Raw genomic sequence first — 17,768 nt, forward strand, 5'->3', positions numbered from 1 at the left:
AACACTTCCTGTGCAAGTGCAACCCGTTCATATTCATTGTCCATTTCATGTAATGACTGGAGTATACGAATAAATGCATCTTCAGTTCCAATACTCCCATCAACTATTTCGGTTTGAGAGATACCAAGCTGTTCCAGGGCCATTACTGTCCTTTCAGTCCCACTCACACCTCTTGCTAATGTATCATTGACACGTCTTAGAGCTCTTTCAACCTCACTTGTCTCCATACCAGTTCTGTTTAATGCATAATCGAGTGCATGGAACGATTGTGCAGAAACATTGACACGTTCAGCAGCATCCGCCATTTCATTAGCTAGTTCTGACGTTTTCATGGTAAGTGCAATTAAGCTTCCACCTATCGCAGTAAGTGGTACAGTTATTCCTTTGGTCATTGCCGACCCTGCCCGTGACATAGTCTCACCAGCACGAGTGAACTGAGATCCAAGGTTACTCGCCTGTTCACCTACCTCTTGAAACGATTCCTTGAGTTTCTGAGTATCACCTATTATAGAGACTACAAGTTGACCTATTCCTGCTGACACTTCAATTAACCTCTCTTAACCTTATCACCATACAAAGCATGGAATCGTTTAATGTCAGGTGTATCCTTATCCCCTATTCCAAGCTCCTCTGAATTCCTGTCATTATTGCCATTTTCTTTCTTGCTTTGTTGCATAGCTTCTCCAAGAACGTTCCAGCACAATTTCGATCTCAATTCAACAAAATTTAATCCCTTTTCATAATAGAACAGTATTTGGTCCACTGACATTTGGTCAAGAAGATAAGTGGGTGTAGCCCAACTGTACATCATACTCACCTGACAAAAAATGTTAGCTAGGGATAATCTCAGTTTTTTCCGGTTTTATCCTCCACTTGATCCAGCTCATCCATTTTTTTAAGAATTGGTTCAAGTACGAATTTAGCAAATTCAATTAAAGTTATCATATCGATATTATCCAGTAACCAATCCTTGGTTATCACAGGATTAGATCTCTGGCATGCAGTTGCAACCACGTCCACAAAACCATCAATATTCTGACCGTTCTCAAGCTGTTCAAGCTTTTCAGGAGTATCCGTCATCTCGATCAGTTTCAGAGTTGCACGAGTTGAGAATATTGAAACGTCCACGTCTTCACCCCCGATCTTAGCAAGACGTTTAGGTGGTATTATGTGATCAAAGTTCCTGATAATATCTGAACTCATATTCATTCAACTCCCTGTTCATCATATATCTCGAACAACTGGTCACCAACATCTCTTGTAGTATCAAGTATACCTTTCATCACCAATCTAGGCATTGCAGGATCATCATCGTCATCTCCAGGAAATTCTATTTCAGTTCCTTCATTAATTGTGGCTTTATAGAGTGTAATGCGAAACTCTTTCTCATTTTCATTGATGTTAGTTATCCGAATAACCCTGTCAGATATAGTGACCCTACCTCCAGATGTCATTGTAATGGCACTGGTGGGAGTGTATTGGTAGCTAACCTTAACCTCATCACCACTTGATAGAGTTCCATTCTCAATTCTGGCAATACAGGTATAACCTACAGAATCAATGGCTAGCACATAATCAGTGTTCCGTGTAAGTATGGTTTCATTCTCGTCTTTTACTACAATAGATCCAACCTCAGTACCGTCCCCGTTCCTGTACTGTAATCTCACAAAATCAGTGCTTTCAAGTACATGACTCTCATCTTCTATACTGGTAGGTTCACCTGCAACTGTTGTTAGTGTATCAAGATTACCTCGTACTGTTTTCATGGTCTCAAGGTTCACTTCCATCATATCACATTCAATGAATGCAACATGTTCCTTTATACCTACCTTGATAACACCCGCATTATCCGACCTAACTTCTACATCCTCCCACTCTTCTCGAAATAATGCGTTTCTAACTGCCCCGATATTAATTAGGCTGTTAATATTTGGTCCGATCTCCAATTTACCTGACCCGAACCGAATCGCGTTTTTATTCTGTACTGTAGTTTGTGCCATTTATGTTACCTCATCTCATCTCATTTCATCTCATCTCATATGAATCACTTTAAAATCAATTGGAACATGGAATATTTCGGTCATATCTTCATAAACGTCCTCAGAACCAAGGTACACTACTTGTTTTATTGGATTACCTGATGCTGTACCCTTGAACCTGTTCAAACACTCAATCACAGTTTCTGAGAGTTCCTGGGCCTGAGAATACGAACGTGTCCAGCACGATACCTGGTAACGAGGAGTAGCTGTATTAGTAATATGATGAATTGGATAACTTATCCTATGAATTGAGATTGCAGGTAATTCGCAATTGAGTGGTAATTTATGTGGGTAGATCCGTTCATCCACCATTTCATCTATTAATGGGTCTTGAAGTAGAAGAGTACGTATTGAAACATGAATAGATGTCATTATAAGAAATGCACGTATACAACGTATATTTAAAGTTAATACAACGATAATGTTAGGTTAGAAAATTTACCATTTGAGAAATAAACTGAGCGCAACATTAATCTATAGTAATAATATATTATAAGTTAGTGTTACTAAATATGCATAGACAAATTAAAATTGTTACTGCATTAATTTAGTGACCAAAGTAAACCATCACATCAATACTGCTCTTATTGATCCTATTTACGGAATATGAGCAGTATTAAATTTTAATTAAATATTCTAAAATCATATTAGATTCATTTTAGAAAACATACTGCTAAGTTCTATTTTTCACGTTTTATAGTTCAATTTTCCTATCAGCTATGGTTCTTAATTTAAAGCTACTAACTGTTCTACAAGGACAATTAATAAATAAGAGTATATTATTAACAACTAGTATGAATATATTATAAATTATTCATATTTCATGTCAATATTATAATGTATTGTAAAACTCATAGAGGTCTTTGTATGAAAAAAATATTTAATATGCTTATTTTGGCCATTGTTATGGTACTCATCTTTGTACCTGGTTCAGCATATGGTCATAATGTTGATAAAGTTGAAATGGTAAGTATCCTTGAAGAGATCATTGAAATTGCAGATAGTATCCATGATGAATCGGAATATTTAGCCGATGATATTGAGCCTACAGTTGGGCTTGATATTGAATTGATGGGTAAAGCAGAAGTTGTACATGGTGTATCACATGATATTGACCGATTTGCAAACATTGCAGTTACTGAATTGAATAAAGGGTTGGAAACTGGTGAATTCAATAATGAAGAGATAGCTCGCCGTATAACTATGCTTAAAGGAACCACCAATGCCATTTCATATTTGATAGATGATATTGAACAAGAAACACCTAGTTCACATGAAAATTATGCTACTAATCTAAAAGATGATTATGATAGGTTAGAGGAACTTATAACTCAACTAAATGAACTTGCAATAATTTCTGGATTCCAGAGTGAAACCAATCTTGACCCTCTATTGATGGGGAAAAGTGAAGTTGTTCATGGGGTGTCACACTCAATTGGAAGGTTTGCAAACATAGTTTATAATGAACTAGATGCTGGAATTGAATCTGGTGATTTCGATGAGGATGAAATATCAAGACGAATTAATATGATAAACGGTGTCACATCTGCATTATCTCCATTGGTCTCACAGATAAAACAAGAAACTCCTGAGTCACATCAAAGCTATGCAACTGAAATTGAAGAAGAGCATGCATTGATCAAAGAGCATGGTGATCAGTTAGGTCAGCTTGACATTAACACCGATGCTGAAGAAATGAAACGTTTAGCTGATGAGATTATGGATAGTGCTAGGTCACTACACGACTCCTCTGAGATAATAGCAGATGATGTGGACCTTACACAAGATGAAGCACCAGAAGAAGTACCAGTACCTGAACCAGTTGATGAAGATGAAATGCCAGGATTTACTATATTGGCTACATTATTAGCTGTTTCTTTGGTAGCAATGGTGGGTATGCAATACAAGAATAAATGAAAGGAAGTTCATCAATTATTCAACCATCCTTTCTAACTTTTTTAATTTTAATTTATTAATCGCTTAAAACAAAATGAATTTAGATGGACTGTTCCAGACACTTTGAGCTTTAATAATTATGAACATGAATAATTGCACTTTTGCTTTTGCGATGGGACATGATTTTTACATTGAAGAAATGAAACACTTACCTGAACCACATATCCACAATTTATGTAAAAAAATGCTTAAACCGAAATTCAGAAAACAATCAAAAACATCTGTATTCTGTTTTAGACATCTATTTAGAAGAAAAGATCGTATCTTTGATTAGGTAGTAAAGTTCTAATTAATTCTAATTCTAGCATCACTGAATTAGACCCCCACCCCCCATTTCTCCCAAATTAGCTAGAGCTTTGCTACCTATATATATGGATTTAAATAACATGTTTCATCCGTATATCTGACGGAGGAGTGGTTTGAGATGATAGCTTATAAATGATATTTACTAAACATCAATTAGAAAGTATTCTTTTGAATAAGCTGAATAAGCTTAATTTTATCAAGTTTTCTTGAACAATGCCGATTAGTTTAAGTAGTTTAAAAAAAAGATTTAAATCTTAAAGAATTATTAGACTGAAATATTTTCATCTAATAAAGGGAGAAGAGTCGTGGCTTCTGATGCTAATAATACTGATATTTCACAATTAGTACTTGGTAAGATGCAAGAAATATTTGCGTATGCATATCATAAGATTGTGCTTGATGAGTCAGGAAATGCTTGTGATTACGAATTCCTTGGTGTAAATTCAAAGTTTGAAGAAATTACTGGATTATGTTCTGATGATATTATTGGTAAAAATGTAACTGAGGTATTACCTAGTATCAAAGATGGTGAATTTAATTGGATTGAATTCTATGGCCAAGTTGCATTAGAAGGAACTGAAGACGTATTTGAACAGTTTTTTGAACCTTTAGGAAGATGGTACCGTATCCATGTATTTTCGCCTGAAGAAGAATATTTTATCACGTTATTCACTAAAATTAGCAAGGAAATAGAGGATCTCGAAGATAAAGCTAATCTCCTTACAGTATTGAATGACATTATTATTGAAGTTGATACTAAATACACTATCACTAAAGTAATCAATGACGATAGTAACTTATTATTTTTGCCAAAAGAAGATATTATTTCTAAAAATTTACTTGATCTAATACCCACTAACTTAGCTGAGAATCTTAGAAACGTATTTGAAGAAGTAGCACAGTCAAATGAAAAAGAAACATTTGAATGCCAATCTATCATTCCAGATGATGATAGATGGTTTAAGGCTGAAATACATTATATTGAGTCTGTAAGTCAGAATAAATATATTATATCTATATCTGATATAACTAAGGAAAAAAAAGCTGAATTAGCTACTGAAGATGCAATTTCAAGATTAAAACTCATTTCTAAAAATATGTTTGACCTTATCTCACTGGTCGATTTTGACGGTAATTACAAATTTGTTGGTCCTTCTCACTCCATTTTAGGTTATGATTCTTCATCTTTGATTGGAAGAAATGTTTTGAACTTTGTTCATCCAGAAGATCTTCCTGGAATAAAAGCGGCTTTTATTGAGTTCGTTTCCAATAGGGGAACAAAAGAAAAAAAATTTGAATGGCGGTATCGGTGCGCCGATGGATCATATTTATGGCTTGAATCTATTGGAAAAATTATCTTTGAAGATGATGGGAAACCTAATGAAATTATATTCAATTCAAGGGATATAACTAAACGAAAACAAGCAGAATTGAAGCTTATTGAAAGTGAAGAGAAGTATAAGTTGCTTGTCAATAATTCTAACTCTATAATTTATTCAATGACACCTGAAGGTGTGCTGATATATGTCTCTCCGGTACTATCCAATATACTTGGTTATGAAGAAAATGATATCGTTGGCCGCTCTTCGTATGATTTAATTTATTCTGAAGATATTGATTACGTTTCAAATATTGTTCAAAACATAAGTAATACAGGTGAAAAGAATTACGAGTTTAGAATAATATGTAAGGATGGACATGTCAAATGGCTTCGAACAAGTGAAAAACCAGTTTTTGAAGCTGGTAAGCTTGTTTCAATTGTAGGGGTTGCAGACGATATAACCAAACAAAAAATAGCAGAAGAAGAACTAATTAAAAGTGAGCAACATCTAAACACTTTGGTCTCAAATACTCCTGCGATAGTTTACTCTTACACCGTTGTTGATGAAATGCCCAAAATAAATTATGTTAATGAGAATGTTAAGCACATCTTAGGGTTTGAACCTGATAATTTTGTCAATGATATTGACTTTTTAAAGGACTGTATTCATCCAGATGATCATCATCTAGTGTTCAGTACTATTCCTGAAATACTAAAAAAAGAAAACATGTCCCTAAAAGAATTTAGAATCATGGATAAGCAAGGGAATTACCACTGGTTACAGGATAAACAAAAGTTGGTCCTTTGTTCAGATGGCGGAGTAGAGGTGGTTGGTGCTGCCTGGGACATAACTGAACTAGTTACTACAAAAAATAGATTAAAACAGAATGAAGCTCAGTTTAGAAATCTGATTAATAACGTACCAGGAGCTATTTTCAGGTGTAAGGCCGATTCTAATTGGACCATGTTTTACCTAAGTGAAAGAATAAAGGACATTACAGGCTATGAATCATCTGAGTTCATTGATAACAAAGTAAGGTCATATGCTAGTATTATACACCCAGATGACCGACAGAAAGTTAGTGATACTGTAGAAAGAAGTATTGAAGAAGACTTGCCTTATGAGTTAGCATACCGTATCATTACAAAAGACGGGGATATTAAATGGGTACAAGAACATGCACAATGTGATTACACTGATAGTATTGGAATAAATCACGGGATCATCACAGATATCACTGACCGCGTAATTGTAGAACAAGAACTGATCGATAAACAGAATAAACTGAGCATGGTGCAACGTTTTTCCCAAGCTGGCTATTGGGAAAATGATATTAGAACTAATTCACTTTTTTGGTCAAAGGAATGTGAACAACTTTTTGGATTAGAAGAAGGGGAGTTTGAAGGTACTTTTGAAGCATTCCTACAAAGAATTCACCCTGATGATCGGGATATGGTAATTGAAGCAAATGAACGCATAACTGAAGAACATCAAGAAACCCCCTTAACTTATCAATATCGTATCATCAAAAAAGATGGTGAAATTGCTTGGGTTAAGGAAATAGCAACAGTTCTAATTGATGATGAAGGTACTCCAATATCAGTTATTGGCTTTCTTATGAATGTAGATGACCTAAAGAAAACACAAATTGAGTTAGCTGAAAACCAAGAGATCCTGAATAAATTCTTTTCACGTGCTTTAGCAGGTTTTTTTGTTATTCTAAATGATGAGCCATTTGAATGGAACGATAATGTTGATAAAGATGCTGTACTGGAAAAAGCTATTTGTACGGCTAAGCTGGTTAAAGTAAACGAGGCATTTTTGAACCAATATAGAGCAAATGAAAACGACTTACTTGGACTCACACCAATTGAATTATACGAACAAGATGTGGAAACTTTGAAGCATATTGGAAGAGAAATATTCGATAAAGGCAGTTATTACACAGAAACCTATGAAACTCGTATGGATGGTACAAACTTATGGGTAGAAGGTGATTATTCTTGTCTCTATGACGAGAAAGGTAGGATAATAGGCTACATTGGGGTTCAAAGTGACATAACTGAAAGAAAAAGGATCAATGAAGAGATACTGGAAAGTAAAAGATTACTAGAAACCATGTTTGAGAGTATTCAGGATGGAATTTGTATTATAGATCCTGATATGACGATCAAAAAAACTAATAAGTACATGGAAGAGATGTATCATCATAATTTACCACTTAAAGGAAAAAAGTGTTATGAAGCATTTCACAATAAGACTAAACCATGTGAACCCTGTCCCACTTTGAGAACACTTGAAACCAATGAAACCTGTAATCAAATTGTACCATATACTGATGAAAAAGGTGATACTGGTAGAAGATTAGAACTTTATTCATACCCAATCAATGACAATGATGGGAATGTTGTTAATGTCATAGAGTTTGTAAGAGATGTTACTGACAGGATGAAATTAGAACAATTGGAACGAGATAAAGTTCTCGTTCAAGAGATACATCACCGTGTTAAGAACAATTTACAGGTTATAGCCAGCTTACTGAACATGCAATCGCGCTTATTCGTAGGTAAAGATATAAAAGCTGCATTTAAAGAAAGTCAAGCAAGAATCAGATCAATGTCACTTGCACACGAGAAATTATATGCAGGTAATAGTGTTGCAAGCATTGAGGCATCTGATTATATCAGTAGTTTGGTGAACCACATAACACAGATGAACAGTTCAGTGAATGTTCCAGTGAATCTAGAATTTGATGTAGATGATTTGTATCTCAACATGGATACAACCATTCCTCTTGGTCTTATTATAAATGAGATTGTTACAAATTCATTCAAGCACGCCTTTTCTGGTAAAGATAATGGTCATATTTTCATATCGTTTAAGGAAAGTGGAGAAGGCTATAAACTTCTCGTCAAAGATGATGGAATTGGGCTCCAAGATGACATTGATATAAATGAACTTGAAACATTAGGTTTCAAGATAATACATATGTTGGTCCAACAGCTCCAAGGAACTATTAACATTGATAATATTAGTGGAACTACTTATACAATCAGGTTTTAAAGGAGTGTGGATTACAATTACACCATTATATGCTCTTCTAGCCTAAATTCTATAAAGTACATACGAGTTGTTACATTTTAAAGAAGAAATATATTAATATAATTAAATTAAAGTATTCTTTATAGGGAACTAAAAATTGGGTATTGACATTAAATTTCTTTATCAGAGGTTACTCTATGTCCTTATCAAAACTTAATTTTGTATTATCATGTTTAGTTGTCTATCTTTTATTTTTTAGTTTAGTTTCACCTGCACTTGCTTCAAATCCAATCAATAATGGGGTGACTTATCAGGAAGATGAACAGTTTTTCTTTGAAATGGTTCAAAAACATGGGACTGTAATGTTACTTATTGACCCTGAAAATGGAGAAATAGTTTATGCAAATGAGGCTGCAACTCAGTATTATGGGTATGATGATATTCATAACATGAAAATTCAGGATATCAACATGTTAACCTCTGAAGAAGTCGAAGTGGAAATGAAACGTGCTGAGACTCTTGGCTTAACATCATTTCAATTTCAACATCTTCTAGCCAGTGGAGAGGTGAGGGACGTAAATGTGTATTCATCTCCTGTAGAACTTTCGGACAATACTTACCTTTTCTCAATTATAGCTGATGTAACCGATCAGGTTAGAGCTGAACAACAGATAGAAGATTGGAATAACTTGATTATTTTGAGTGGGATCATATTTTCATTTGCCCTTCTTATTATGGTTTTGTATCTAGTAATCAATATCAACCGTAGAAAGAGGGCTGAGGGATATGAGCAGCACATTAAACAGGTTCTTAGAGGTATAAGTAATGTTAATCAAATAGTTTTAAAGGAAGATGATCCAGAACAATTGATTAATAAAGCATGTGATAACCTAACTCAAAAATTGGGATATCACAGTCTTTGGGTAGCACTATTTGATGATGATGGTAATGTATCTACAGTTGCGTCTTCTGGCCAGAGTGAAGAGTTTAAACAATTTGAATCTGAGCTATTGGATGGGAACTACCCTGCTTGTATGTTAAAAGTACTTGATAGTAGAAACATTGTAAACTTTGATGATGCATACCAAGAAGAATGTGCTGGTTGTCCATTAAAGAGTGAAACTGTAAAACATGGAAGTATCTGTGCACCAATAGAATACAACAAAAAATTGTATGGTGTAATGGCCGCAGCCATACCATTGGAATTCATATCAAATAAAGAAGAAGAACTCCTGTTCAAAGAACTGGCCGATGACCTAGCGTTTGCATTCTATGACATTGAACTTGAGAAAAAGAGAATACAAGTGGAACACGAGCTAAGGGAGAACCAAAAATTTCTCTACAAAATCCTTGACCATCTCCCCATAGGTGTAGCTGTAAACACAGTAGGCTCATCTGTTGAATTTGAGTACATGAACGATAATTTCTTGAAATTTTATAGAATAACTCGTGATGAACTCGAACAAGGTAATTTTTGGGAAGTTGTTTATGAAGATCCAGAGTATAGAGAAACTATCATGAAACAAGTATTAGACGATATTAATACTGGGGATCCTGCTAAAATGCAGTGGTCAGAAATTCCTATAAAAAGAAGTGGCCAGGGAACATTTTACATTAATGCACGAAACATTCCAATCCCTAACAGCCAAAAAATGATATCTACTGTATGGGATGTGACTAAAGATAAAAAACTAAGGGAACTGGAATATAACCAGGTATTATTGAAAGAAGTACATCACCGTGTCAAAAACAATCTTCAAGTGATTGAAAGTTTACTGAACATGCAAGCTAAGAACTTTGATGATGATAAAGTTAAATGTGCATTCAAGGACAGTCAAAATCGAATCAGATCAATGTCATTAGCACATGAGAAACTGTACGGTTCTTCAAAACCATCAAGTGTTGAAATTTCAAGTTATATCGAAACATTGGAGAAAAACTTACTCCAATCGTATGATACTGGATCTACTCAAATAAAATTTGATAATGATATGGATGAAATTTATATCGGTACTGATACAATTACTCCACTTGGCCTTGTTTTAACAGAGTTATTTACCAATTCATTAAAACATGCATTTAAAGACCGAAAGAATGGTACAATATATGTCAAGTTCAGGCAAGTTGATGATGAGTATTTGTTGGAGATAAGTGATGATGGTATTGGAGTACCTGAAGATTTTGAGATAGAGAATGCGTGTTCCATGGGATTAAAGATAGTTGATCTATTAGTTAAACAACTAAGGGGCAGTATGGAACTAATTAGATATAACGGTACTAAATACATTATAAGATTTCAAGGTTAATTGAGTTGTATGCATTTTAGGATAGAGTCAACTACCTATACATTAGGGAGGAGACTCTTGATTTATGAGTCTAAACATGATATGGGAAAGTATAATTTATTTACAACTATTTTTTTATAAGCATTTCTAAATTCCTGTAAATTGTATTATCCCTAGATACGAGTATAACCGTATGTATTCTTGAATTTAAATTTCTAAATTACTTAATTCAACTTATTTTGATTTTAAATTAAGTAGTATAGAGTTTTTAGAAAAATTATGAGTGACATGTAAAAAACTATAAATGTATAACTTTACAATTTATACATGGCAGTTTATCTATTATAGGGTGTTAAATACAAATGAAACATTATGATGTAGTTGCAGCAATAGTTATTAAGAATAATAAAATTTTATGTGTTCAAAGAGATTATGGAAAATTTGATTATATTTCTTTAAAGTATGAGTTTCCTGGTGGTAAAATCAAGTACGGGGAATCTAAAAAGGACGCATTAAAACGTGAGTTATTGGAAGAACTTGACTTAGATATAAGCATAGAAAAAGAGTTTTTAGTTGTAAATCATCAATATCCTGATTTTAATGTTACGATGTACAGTTTTATATGTAGACCTTTAAATCTTGATTTAAATTTGAAGGAACATATTGATTTCAAATGGTTAAACTCAGAGAACCTACAAAAACTAGATTGGGTTGAAGCAGATATTCCAATAGTTTCAAGATTAGTGAAGGAATATTAAAATGGATAACTTTTCTACACAATTGCTAGATAGTTTAAAAACTGGGTTCATTGATAGTTCTTTAACTTCAAAAGAGGAGTATCATCCGGCACTATTAGTTAATGACACTGATAATGGAAAAAAAGTATTGAGAGCTATATCAAAAGAACTAAAAAATTGTGATAAATTTTGGTTTTCAGTAGCATTTGCAACCAAAAGTGGTGTTATTTCACTAATAAATCAACTGAAAGAACTTGAAGATACGGGGATTAATGGTAAAATATTAGTGTCTCAGTATCAATATTTCACCCAACCCGAAGCTTTAAGAATTTTATTAAAATTAAAAAATGTAGAGCTAAAAATTGCAACATCTTCTGATTTTCATGCGAAAGGCTATTTGTTTAAAAAACAAAACCAATATAACTTGGTAGTTGGGAGTAGCAATCTTACTGCTAACGCACTATGTTCAAATAGAGAGTGGAATTTAAAAATTTCGGCAACCTACAAATCAAAAATAATAGAAGATTCTATTATTGAGTTTCAAAGAGAATTCAATGATGCTGTTGATGTTGATATTGATTTCATCAATTCTTATGCTTCTGATTATGAGTTGAAAAAGAGATATACTTCATTTTCTGAAAAAGAATTTGGGAACATAAAGAGAAAATTAATTACTCCTAATACTATGCAAAATGAAGCTTTAAAAAATTTGAGAGCTTTAAGATCAAAAAATAAAAACAAAGCTCTATTAATCTCTGCTACAGGTACAGGGAAAACTTACTTATCTGCATTTGATGTTAAAGAATTCAATCCAGATAAATTTTTATACATTGTTCATCGCAAAAATATAGCCAGAAAATCGATGGATAGTTTCAAAAATATTATTGGAACTAATCGGAAGATGGGAATTTATTCCGGTAACGAAAGACAAGTAGATGCTGATTTTATTTTTTCAACCGTTCAAACTATTTCCAGAGATGAACATCTTAATTTATTTGATAAAAACCATTTTGATTACATTGTTGTAGATGAGACACATCGTGCAGGAGCAGAAAGTTACCAGAAAATACTCGATTATTTTAAACCTAAATTTTTATTAGGAATGACAGCTACGCCGGAAAGAACAGATGGATTTAATATATTTTCACAATTTGAACATAATATCGCTTACGAAATCAGACTACATAAAGCTCTAAAAGAAAACATGTTGTCAAATTTTCATTATTTTGGTGTAACTGATGTTACTATAAATGGCAAAATGTTAGATGAGAATGCAGCTTTCTCTTTATTAACTGCAAAAGAACGTGTAAATAGAATCATTGAAAAAGCTGAATTCTATGGTTGTGATAACGGCTGTATAAGAGGATTAATCTTTTGTAGTAGTGTTGCAGAAAGTGAAAAATTATCAGAGATGTTTAATACAGTTGGGTATCGAACAGTTTCATTATCTGGTAATAGCTGCGAAGAAGAAAGAACCAATTCAATAAATCGACTCGAAAGTTCGGATCCTTCTGAAAAACTAGATTATATATTTACTGTTGATATCTTTAATGAAGGAGTGGACATTCCAAAAATAAATCAAGTCATAATGTTAAGGCCAACCCAGTCCGCAATTATTTTTGTTCAGCAGCTTGGAAGGGGTTTGAGAAAGGCTAATGACAAAGAATATTTGACTATTATTGATTTTATTGGAAATTATGATAACAATTACTTGATTCCCATTGCATTATATGGAGATACCACTTACAATAAAGATAATTTGCGGAAATCAATGCTAAGTGGAAGTAGTTTAATCCCCGGACCTTCAACCATTAATTTTGATAAAATAACGTATGATAGAATATTTGCATCAATTGATAAGGCAAACTTACATCTTAAAAAGGATCTTGTTGAAGACTACGATCTTTTAAAGTTTAAACTTGGTAGAATTCCTATGATGATGGATTTTGTAGAGTTTGGTTCAAGAGATCCACAATTATATGTAAAATATTCTAAATCTTACTACAATTTTGTCTCAGGCCAAGAAAAATCAGTACAAAATAAATTATCAGTACAAGAAACTAAAATGCTAGAGCTATTTTCAAATGAAATTGCAAATGGTAAAAGAATAGAGGAAATTATCATCCTCAAAAAACTTATTGATTCAGAATATCTAAAAAAAGAAGAGTTCAAAAAGATAATTCATTATAAATATGGCTTTTTTGTCTCAGATGAGACAATTACATCATGTATCAAAAACATCAATTTTGATTTTGTAACTAAAAATCACAATGGAAAAAGGGAAAGTTTAAGCCAAATATATGGATTTAAAATAATTTTTTATGATAAAGGGATTTTCTTATTGAGTGATCAATTTAAAAAATCATTAAAAAATGAAACATTTTTGTGGTTTCTAAATGATATGCTTGATTACTCAGAGAATATATATGATAGGAATTTTGATAAAAATAAGTATGTAAATGGATTTATCTTATACCAGAAATACTCTCGAAAGGATGTTTTTCGAATTTTGAATTGGGATCAAAATCCTTTAGCACAAAATGTTGGTGGTTATCTTATTCATCCTCAAAAGAAAAACTGTCCTATATTCGTAAATTATCACAAAGAAGAACATATTTCGAGCACAACTAAATATGAAGAAGGCTTTGTTAACAATTCTGAATTTGAATGGATGTCTAAATCTAGAAGAACATTAAATAGTAATGATGTAGTTACTATAAGAAATTATAGTAAGGGACTCCGCATCCTTTTATTTATTAAAAAAAGCAATGCTGAAAGTGATGATTTCTATTATATGGGTGATGTGACACCTATTGATGATAGCTTTGAAGAAACTACTTTAGTAGATGAAAACAACAAAAACGTTTCAGTTGTTAAAGTGAGATACAAGATGAAACATCCTGTTGAAGATAACATCTATGAATATATTACTACACCAGAAGCTGAATGGGACAACTAAAAACAAAAATGTATTTAAAACATTTAAAAAAACCAGTATACATTATAAGCCTATAAGATAACAAATGTTACTAAAAATAATAATCTTATATATTTTGGAATTATAGGTATTAAGTACCAGTGAGCCGGGAATAGCTGAATCATACACTTTGCCATTTTCCACCTTTGAATTCCAGAAGCATTATTTTTCCGGTATCACAAGGTTTCTTTTTTTAATACAGATACAAAATGAATAACATGAGTTGCCTACCCAAAAAAAGTGGTCAATTATTTCATTATATAGGATTAAAAATTGATTAAATTCATGTAGCTCAAACTTTTAGATACGATCCCTTATTTTCTTAGTAATCTTTCTTTTTATAATTCTCTCATTTTCATCAATAGCAGGTCTCAAGAACGGTTTTGGGGGTTGGTTATAATTTCTACCTTTACTATCAACTCCAACAAACCCATACTCTACCCGCCGAGCATACTCTACATCAGAACCTACATCAACTGCAATTTGAGATCGATCTTTTTTGGCACTCAGAATTTTGATAGAGTTCATAAGAGTACCTGTTCTACGAGATGGGAATTTGGGTGGACCTTTTTTGGAATTGATCTTAGCATCCCTTACAACCATATGAGCACTCTTAATAACAGCATCCTCGACTTCGGCCAAGAGCTTGTCACCTAATATCTCAAATTCTTTTTGAAGATCATCAAATCCTTCAATTTTGAATTCCAGTTTCATCAATGTATACTCCCAAATAAAATAGTTAAAATCACTAGAATAAGACCAATTAACAGCTCAAGTATGACCGCTGAAAGTTTTGAGCTCATAGCATCAATTCGAGTTTCTATCCTGACCATCCAACCACGAAGTTCTGCTAACTCTTTTTCTCTATCATGCTTTTCGGCTATTACAGCTTCACGTATTTCAGCACGTATACATTTTTGGTACTCTGTACATTCGGACCTTGTAACAATGTCACGAGTCTCCAAACTCATTCCACAACCTCTAGTTCGCATTCAAAATGGTGTACATTATCTGTTAAGATATTATAAACGGGCTGTACTGATGTGATAGTATAACCCGATTCACGTTGATATCCTGTATTCAAGCTTGTAACTATCATTCCTTCACTGGCAACCACATCTGATGGTAATATGAGTGATATAGAGGAACTAACGCGAGGACCACTATCATACATTTTAATATCACCTTGAGAAGTTCCACGAGTAATAAATCTGCACTGAGTTTGAGTTTCAGTATCTGTATAAAGAGGTGAACCATATTCATCATGTCCAACCTCTTTTTTTAGAGTCAATGTACACGTATGTATCAACCCGATCAGATGGAGAGTCATCTTAGGTCACCTACCACTGCTTGCATTAACTGTACCTGGCCCAGCTCGACCAGATATCACTTTGCTACTCATTTTAGTGTAAAGATACTTGCGAACATATTCATGTGCTTGATTCACATGAAACTGTATCTGTCCCTCAATATCGTTTTGTTGTGTCTCTGACCCTAACTTTAACTGATTTGCAAGTTCACCAGTATACTTCATTTTTTGTAGTACAAGAGATACTGATAGATGGATACATGCCTGTTTTAGGTAAGGGTGATCAGAATTGGTTATACGTGCTTGAAGTAAGACCGAGGTTTCTGCCTGTTGAATGATCTCAGATATCTGGGTAACATCGATCGTCTCGGGCTCAACATAACTGGTAATATCAGTGACATCGCATAACAATAGCCATCACGTCCCCATATCATCTTTAACCGTTCCATTTTTGCTGTTATTTTTAGATAAAGTTTTTTTGGAACTCGTTTTTACATTTGTGTCCTTATTCATACTTTCATTTTTGGTACTGGAAGGACGTGCATTCTTAGTCTCCTTAACCTCGATATTTTCTTCATGAATCTCCTTTTCGACTGCAGCTTCTGAAGAACCAGGTTCTATGGAATTAACAGTCCCTTGATCCTGGTTTGATTTACTTGTTCCAGTAGAAACGATGGGGTGCATATCATTTCCTTTTTTATTTTTCCTAGAACTTTTAAGGTTGATTTTTCCTGCTCCCTTTTCAGGCTCTTCGGGAAGTATTGTAACAGAAGTTCCCAGTTTCTCAACATCTTGTAACCCCATTACAGTGACATCGTTTCTCTTAAAAACATGTGGTCCAAGTTGGAGGTTATGGACCCGTATTTTCACTTTTACATTGGTTTGCATGCTCTACTACCCCTTTGCTCATATCATGCAGTTGTTGTAAGGCTAGATAGTTTGCAGAGCACTGAATCTTTTTTTATCCGGAGTACTCCTGCCTCGAATACACGGCCGTATATAGGGCCCGTGGTGGGTCGTTTACTGTCAGTACCGTGTTCAGTAGTAACCTCTTGGCTTAGATAAAAGTCGAGATACTGTTTACCTGTATCTGGTGTTGGGGATAAGAGACCTGTACCTTCAGCAAGAGTGTTACTCTTGAAAACATTCCCACCGTTAAGAAGGTCTGAGAGTTCAGGGAGTTCTCTTGTACCGTTACTGTTCCTTGACTGTATGACCTTATTATAGATGTTAGGTGCAAGTGTTAAGTTCCATTTCAAGGCATCTGTGGGTACATTATCTGTATCGAACAGATTATAGGCTCCCACAACAGCGTCTTGTATACCACCAAACTCACCTACATTGGTGGTAGTAGCAAAATCATTTCCCGCACCTTCATACATACCTGGAATTTCATAATTAGTACCGTCTCGTGATACTCCTCTTAGTATCATGGTCTCTTCGGCTGATGATACCATGTATGCAGCATCCAGTGCTGCAGAACTATCGATCTCAGTTCGTTTGTTCCTCATAGCTTCGTATAATCTTCTGTCAATGACATAGTCTTTCCAGATAATGGGTATCTTGCTGTTAGTTAATGCGAAATCAACAGTATCGATATTACCATCACTGAAATTATAGCTAACCATAGCCTTTGACATTTCCTGTAATTCGACCCAATCCACAGAAGTTTCACCAAAACCGTCTCCTATTACGATCTCAACTAATTTTCTTGACCTGTTCACTTGTCTTAATGGTGGATGTATCTTTGCATCCATCTGACGAGAAAAATTGAATAAAACGTTTGACATTCCTT

At 33.9% G+C, this 17,768-nt stretch carries 16 protein-coding genes; 5 read left to right on the forward strand and 11 right to left on the reverse strand.

Going from position 1 to position 17,768, the window contains the following annotated elements:
* The 5 genes from J2T59_RS04425 to gp17 form a co-directional block, all read right to left on the reverse strand.
* Positions 1 to 542 (reverse strand): hypothetical protein (locus J2T59_RS04425; protein WP_259134374.1); only part of this gene is annotated, 542 nt, incomplete at its 3' end.
* A 5-nt stretch (positions 543 to 547) separates the two neighbouring features.
* Positions 548 to 811, reverse strand: a complete 264-nt coding sequence (locus J2T59_RS04430) for a hypothetical protein (protein ID WP_259134377.1) — start codon at positions 809 to 811, stop codon at positions 548 to 550.
* A gap of 35 nt (positions 812 to 846) precedes the next feature.
* Positions 847 to 1,203, reverse strand: coding sequence for a hypothetical protein (locus tag J2T59_RS04435; protein ID WP_259134381.1), 357 nt, complete (start codon positions 1,201 to 1,203; stop codon positions 847 to 849).
* A gap of 2 nt (positions 1,204 to 1,205) precedes the next feature.
* Positions 1,206 to 2,000 carry a hypothetical protein gene (locus tag J2T59_RS04440; RefSeq protein WP_259134384.1) on the reverse strand — a complete coding sequence of 265 codons (795 nt, stop codon included), beginning with the start codon at positions 1,998 to 2,000 and terminating at the stop codon, positions 1,206 to 1,208.
* A gap of 30 nt (positions 2,001 to 2,030) precedes the next feature.
* A complete protein-coding gene (gene gp17, locus J2T59_RS04445; protein WP_259134388.1) occupies positions 2,031 to 2,411 on the reverse strand; it encodes a tail completion protein gp17 in 381 nt (126 codons plus the stop codon).
* A 495-nt stretch (positions 2,412 to 2,906) separates the two neighbouring features.
* Between gp17 and J2T59_RS04450 the strand changes: the two genes are divergently transcribed.
* The 5 genes from J2T59_RS04450 to J2T59_RS04470 all read left to right on the forward strand — a co-directional run bounded on the left by J2T59_RS04450 (position 2,907) and on the right by J2T59_RS04470 (position 14,646).
* Complete coding sequence (locus tag J2T59_RS04450) at positions 2,907 to 3,956, forward strand: hypothetical protein (RefSeq protein WP_259134390.1); 1,050 nt, start codon at positions 2,907 to 2,909, stop codon at positions 3,954 to 3,956.
* A gap of 650 nt (positions 3,957 to 4,606) precedes the next feature.
* Positions 4,607 to 8,686, forward strand: coding sequence for a PAS domain S-box protein (locus J2T59_RS04455; RefSeq protein ID WP_259134392.1), 4,080 nt, complete (start codon positions 4,607 to 4,609; stop codon positions 8,684 to 8,686).
* A gap of 176 nt (positions 8,687 to 8,862) precedes the next feature.
* The gene (locus J2T59_RS04460) at positions 8,863 to 10,971 is read left to right on the forward strand and encodes a histidine kinase dimerization/phosphoacceptor domain -containing protein (protein WP_259134395.1); all 2,109 of its coding nucleotides are present in this window, start codon (positions 8,863 to 8,865) and stop codon (positions 10,969 to 10,971) included.
* Positions 10,972 to 11,312: 341 nt separating this feature from the next.
* A complete protein-coding gene (locus J2T59_RS04465) occupies positions 11,313 to 11,708 on the forward strand; it encodes a (deoxy)nucleoside triphosphate pyrophosphohydrolase (protein ID WP_259134398.1) in 396 nt (131 codons plus the stop codon).
* Position 11,709: 1 nt separating this feature from the next.
* A complete protein-coding gene (locus J2T59_RS04470; protein WP_259134399.1) occupies positions 11,710 to 14,646 on the forward strand; it encodes a DEAD/DEAH box helicase in 2,937 nt (978 codons plus the stop codon).
* A 318-nt stretch (positions 14,647 to 14,964) separates the two neighbouring features.
* Here J2T59_RS04470 and J2T59_RS04475 read toward each other — a convergent pair whose 3' ends face one another.
* Genes J2T59_RS04475 through J2T59_RS04500 form a run of 6 tightly spaced genes read right to left on the reverse strand, consistent with a single transcriptional unit; the run spans position 14,965 to position 17,763 of the window.
* Positions 14,965 to 15,378, reverse strand: coding sequence for an HK97-gp10 family putative phage morphogenesis protein (locus tag J2T59_RS04475; protein ID WP_259134400.1), 414 nt, complete (start codon positions 15,376 to 15,378; stop codon positions 14,965 to 14,967).
* Positions 15,378 to 15,635, reverse strand: a complete 258-nt coding sequence (locus J2T59_RS04480) for a hypothetical protein (RefSeq protein ID WP_259134401.1) — start codon at positions 15,633 to 15,635, stop codon at positions 15,378 to 15,380. The genes J2T59_RS04475 and J2T59_RS04480 overlap by 1 nt, the downstream gene beginning before the upstream one ends.
* Positions 15,632 to 15,994 (reverse strand): hypothetical protein, encoded by a 363-nt coding sequence (locus tag J2T59_RS04485; protein WP_259134402.1) that lies wholly within the window; start codon positions 15,992 to 15,994, stop codon positions 15,632 to 15,634. The genes J2T59_RS04480 and J2T59_RS04485 overlap by 4 nt, the downstream gene beginning before the upstream one ends.
* 6 nt (positions 15,995 to 16,000) lie before the next feature.
* Entirely contained in the window at positions 16,001 to 16,384 is a 384-nt protein-coding gene (locus J2T59_RS04490; protein WP_259134403.1) for a hypothetical protein, read from the reverse strand.
* A gap of 6 nt (positions 16,385 to 16,390) precedes the next feature.
* A complete protein-coding gene (locus J2T59_RS04495; protein WP_259134404.1) occupies positions 16,391 to 16,861 on the reverse strand; it encodes a hypothetical protein in 471 nt (156 codons plus the stop codon).
* Positions 16,862 to 16,884: 23 nt separating this feature from the next.
* Entirely contained in the window at positions 16,885 to 17,763 is an 879-nt protein-coding gene (locus tag J2T59_RS04500) for an encapsulin (RefSeq protein ID WP_259134405.1), read from the reverse strand.
* Between the last annotated feature and the right edge of the window lie 5 nt (positions 17,764 to 17,768).

It is taken from the genome of Methanosalsum natronophilum, assembly GCF_024808815.1.
Taxonomy (GTDB): Archaea; Halobacteriota; Methanosarcinia; order Methanosarcinales; family Methanosarcinaceae; genus Methanosalsum; species Methanosalsum natronophilum.

Bases quoted from the DNA above. Each gene is read 5' to 3' on its own strand.
- J2T59_RS04430 (WP_259134377.1), bottom strand. From the start codon at position 811: ATGATGTACAGTTGGGCTACACCCACTTATCTTCTTGACCAAATGTCA.
- J2T59_RS04435 (WP_259134381.1), bottom strand. From the start codon at position 1,203: ATGAGTTCAGATATTATCAGGAACTTTGATCACATAATACCACCTAAA.
- J2T59_RS04440 (WP_259134384.1), bottom strand. From the start codon at position 2,000: ATGGCACAAACTACAGTACAGAATAAAAACGCGATTCGGTTCGGGTCA.
- gp17 (WP_259134388.1), bottom strand. From the start codon at position 2,411: ATGACATCTATTCATGTTTCAATACGTACTCTTCTACTTCAAGACCCA.
- J2T59_RS04450 (WP_259134390.1), top strand. From the start codon at position 2,907: ATGAAAAAAATATTTAATATGCTTATTTTGGCCATTGTTATGGTACTC.
- J2T59_RS04460 (WP_259134395.1), top strand. From the start codon at position 8,863: ATGTCCTTATCAAAACTTAATTTTGTATTATCATGTTTAGTTGTCTAT.
- J2T59_RS04465 (WP_259134398.1), top strand. From the start codon at position 11,313: ATGAAACATTATGATGTAGTTGCAGCAATAGTTATTAAGAATAATAAA.
- J2T59_RS04470 (WP_259134399.1), top strand. From the start codon at position 11,710: ATGGATAACTTTTCTACACAATTGCTAGATAGTTTAAAAACTGGGTTC.
- J2T59_RS04475 (WP_259134400.1), bottom strand. From the start codon at position 15,378: ATGAAACTGGAATTCAAAATTGAAGGATTTGATGATCTTCAAAAAGAA.
- J2T59_RS04480 (WP_259134401.1), bottom strand. From the start codon at position 15,635: ATGAGTTTGGAGACTCGTGACATTGTTACAAGGTCCGAATGTACAGAG.
- J2T59_RS04485 (WP_259134402.1), bottom strand. From the start codon at position 15,994: ATGACTCTCCATCTGATCGGGTTGATACATACGTGTACATTGACTCTA.
- J2T59_RS04495 (WP_259134404.1), bottom strand. From the start codon at position 16,861: ATGCAAACCAATGTAAAAGTGAAAATACGGGTCCATAACCTCCAACTT.
- J2T59_RS04500 (WP_259134405.1), bottom strand. From the start codon at position 17,763: ATGTCAAACGTTTTATTCAATTTTTCTCGTCAGATGGATGCAAAGATA.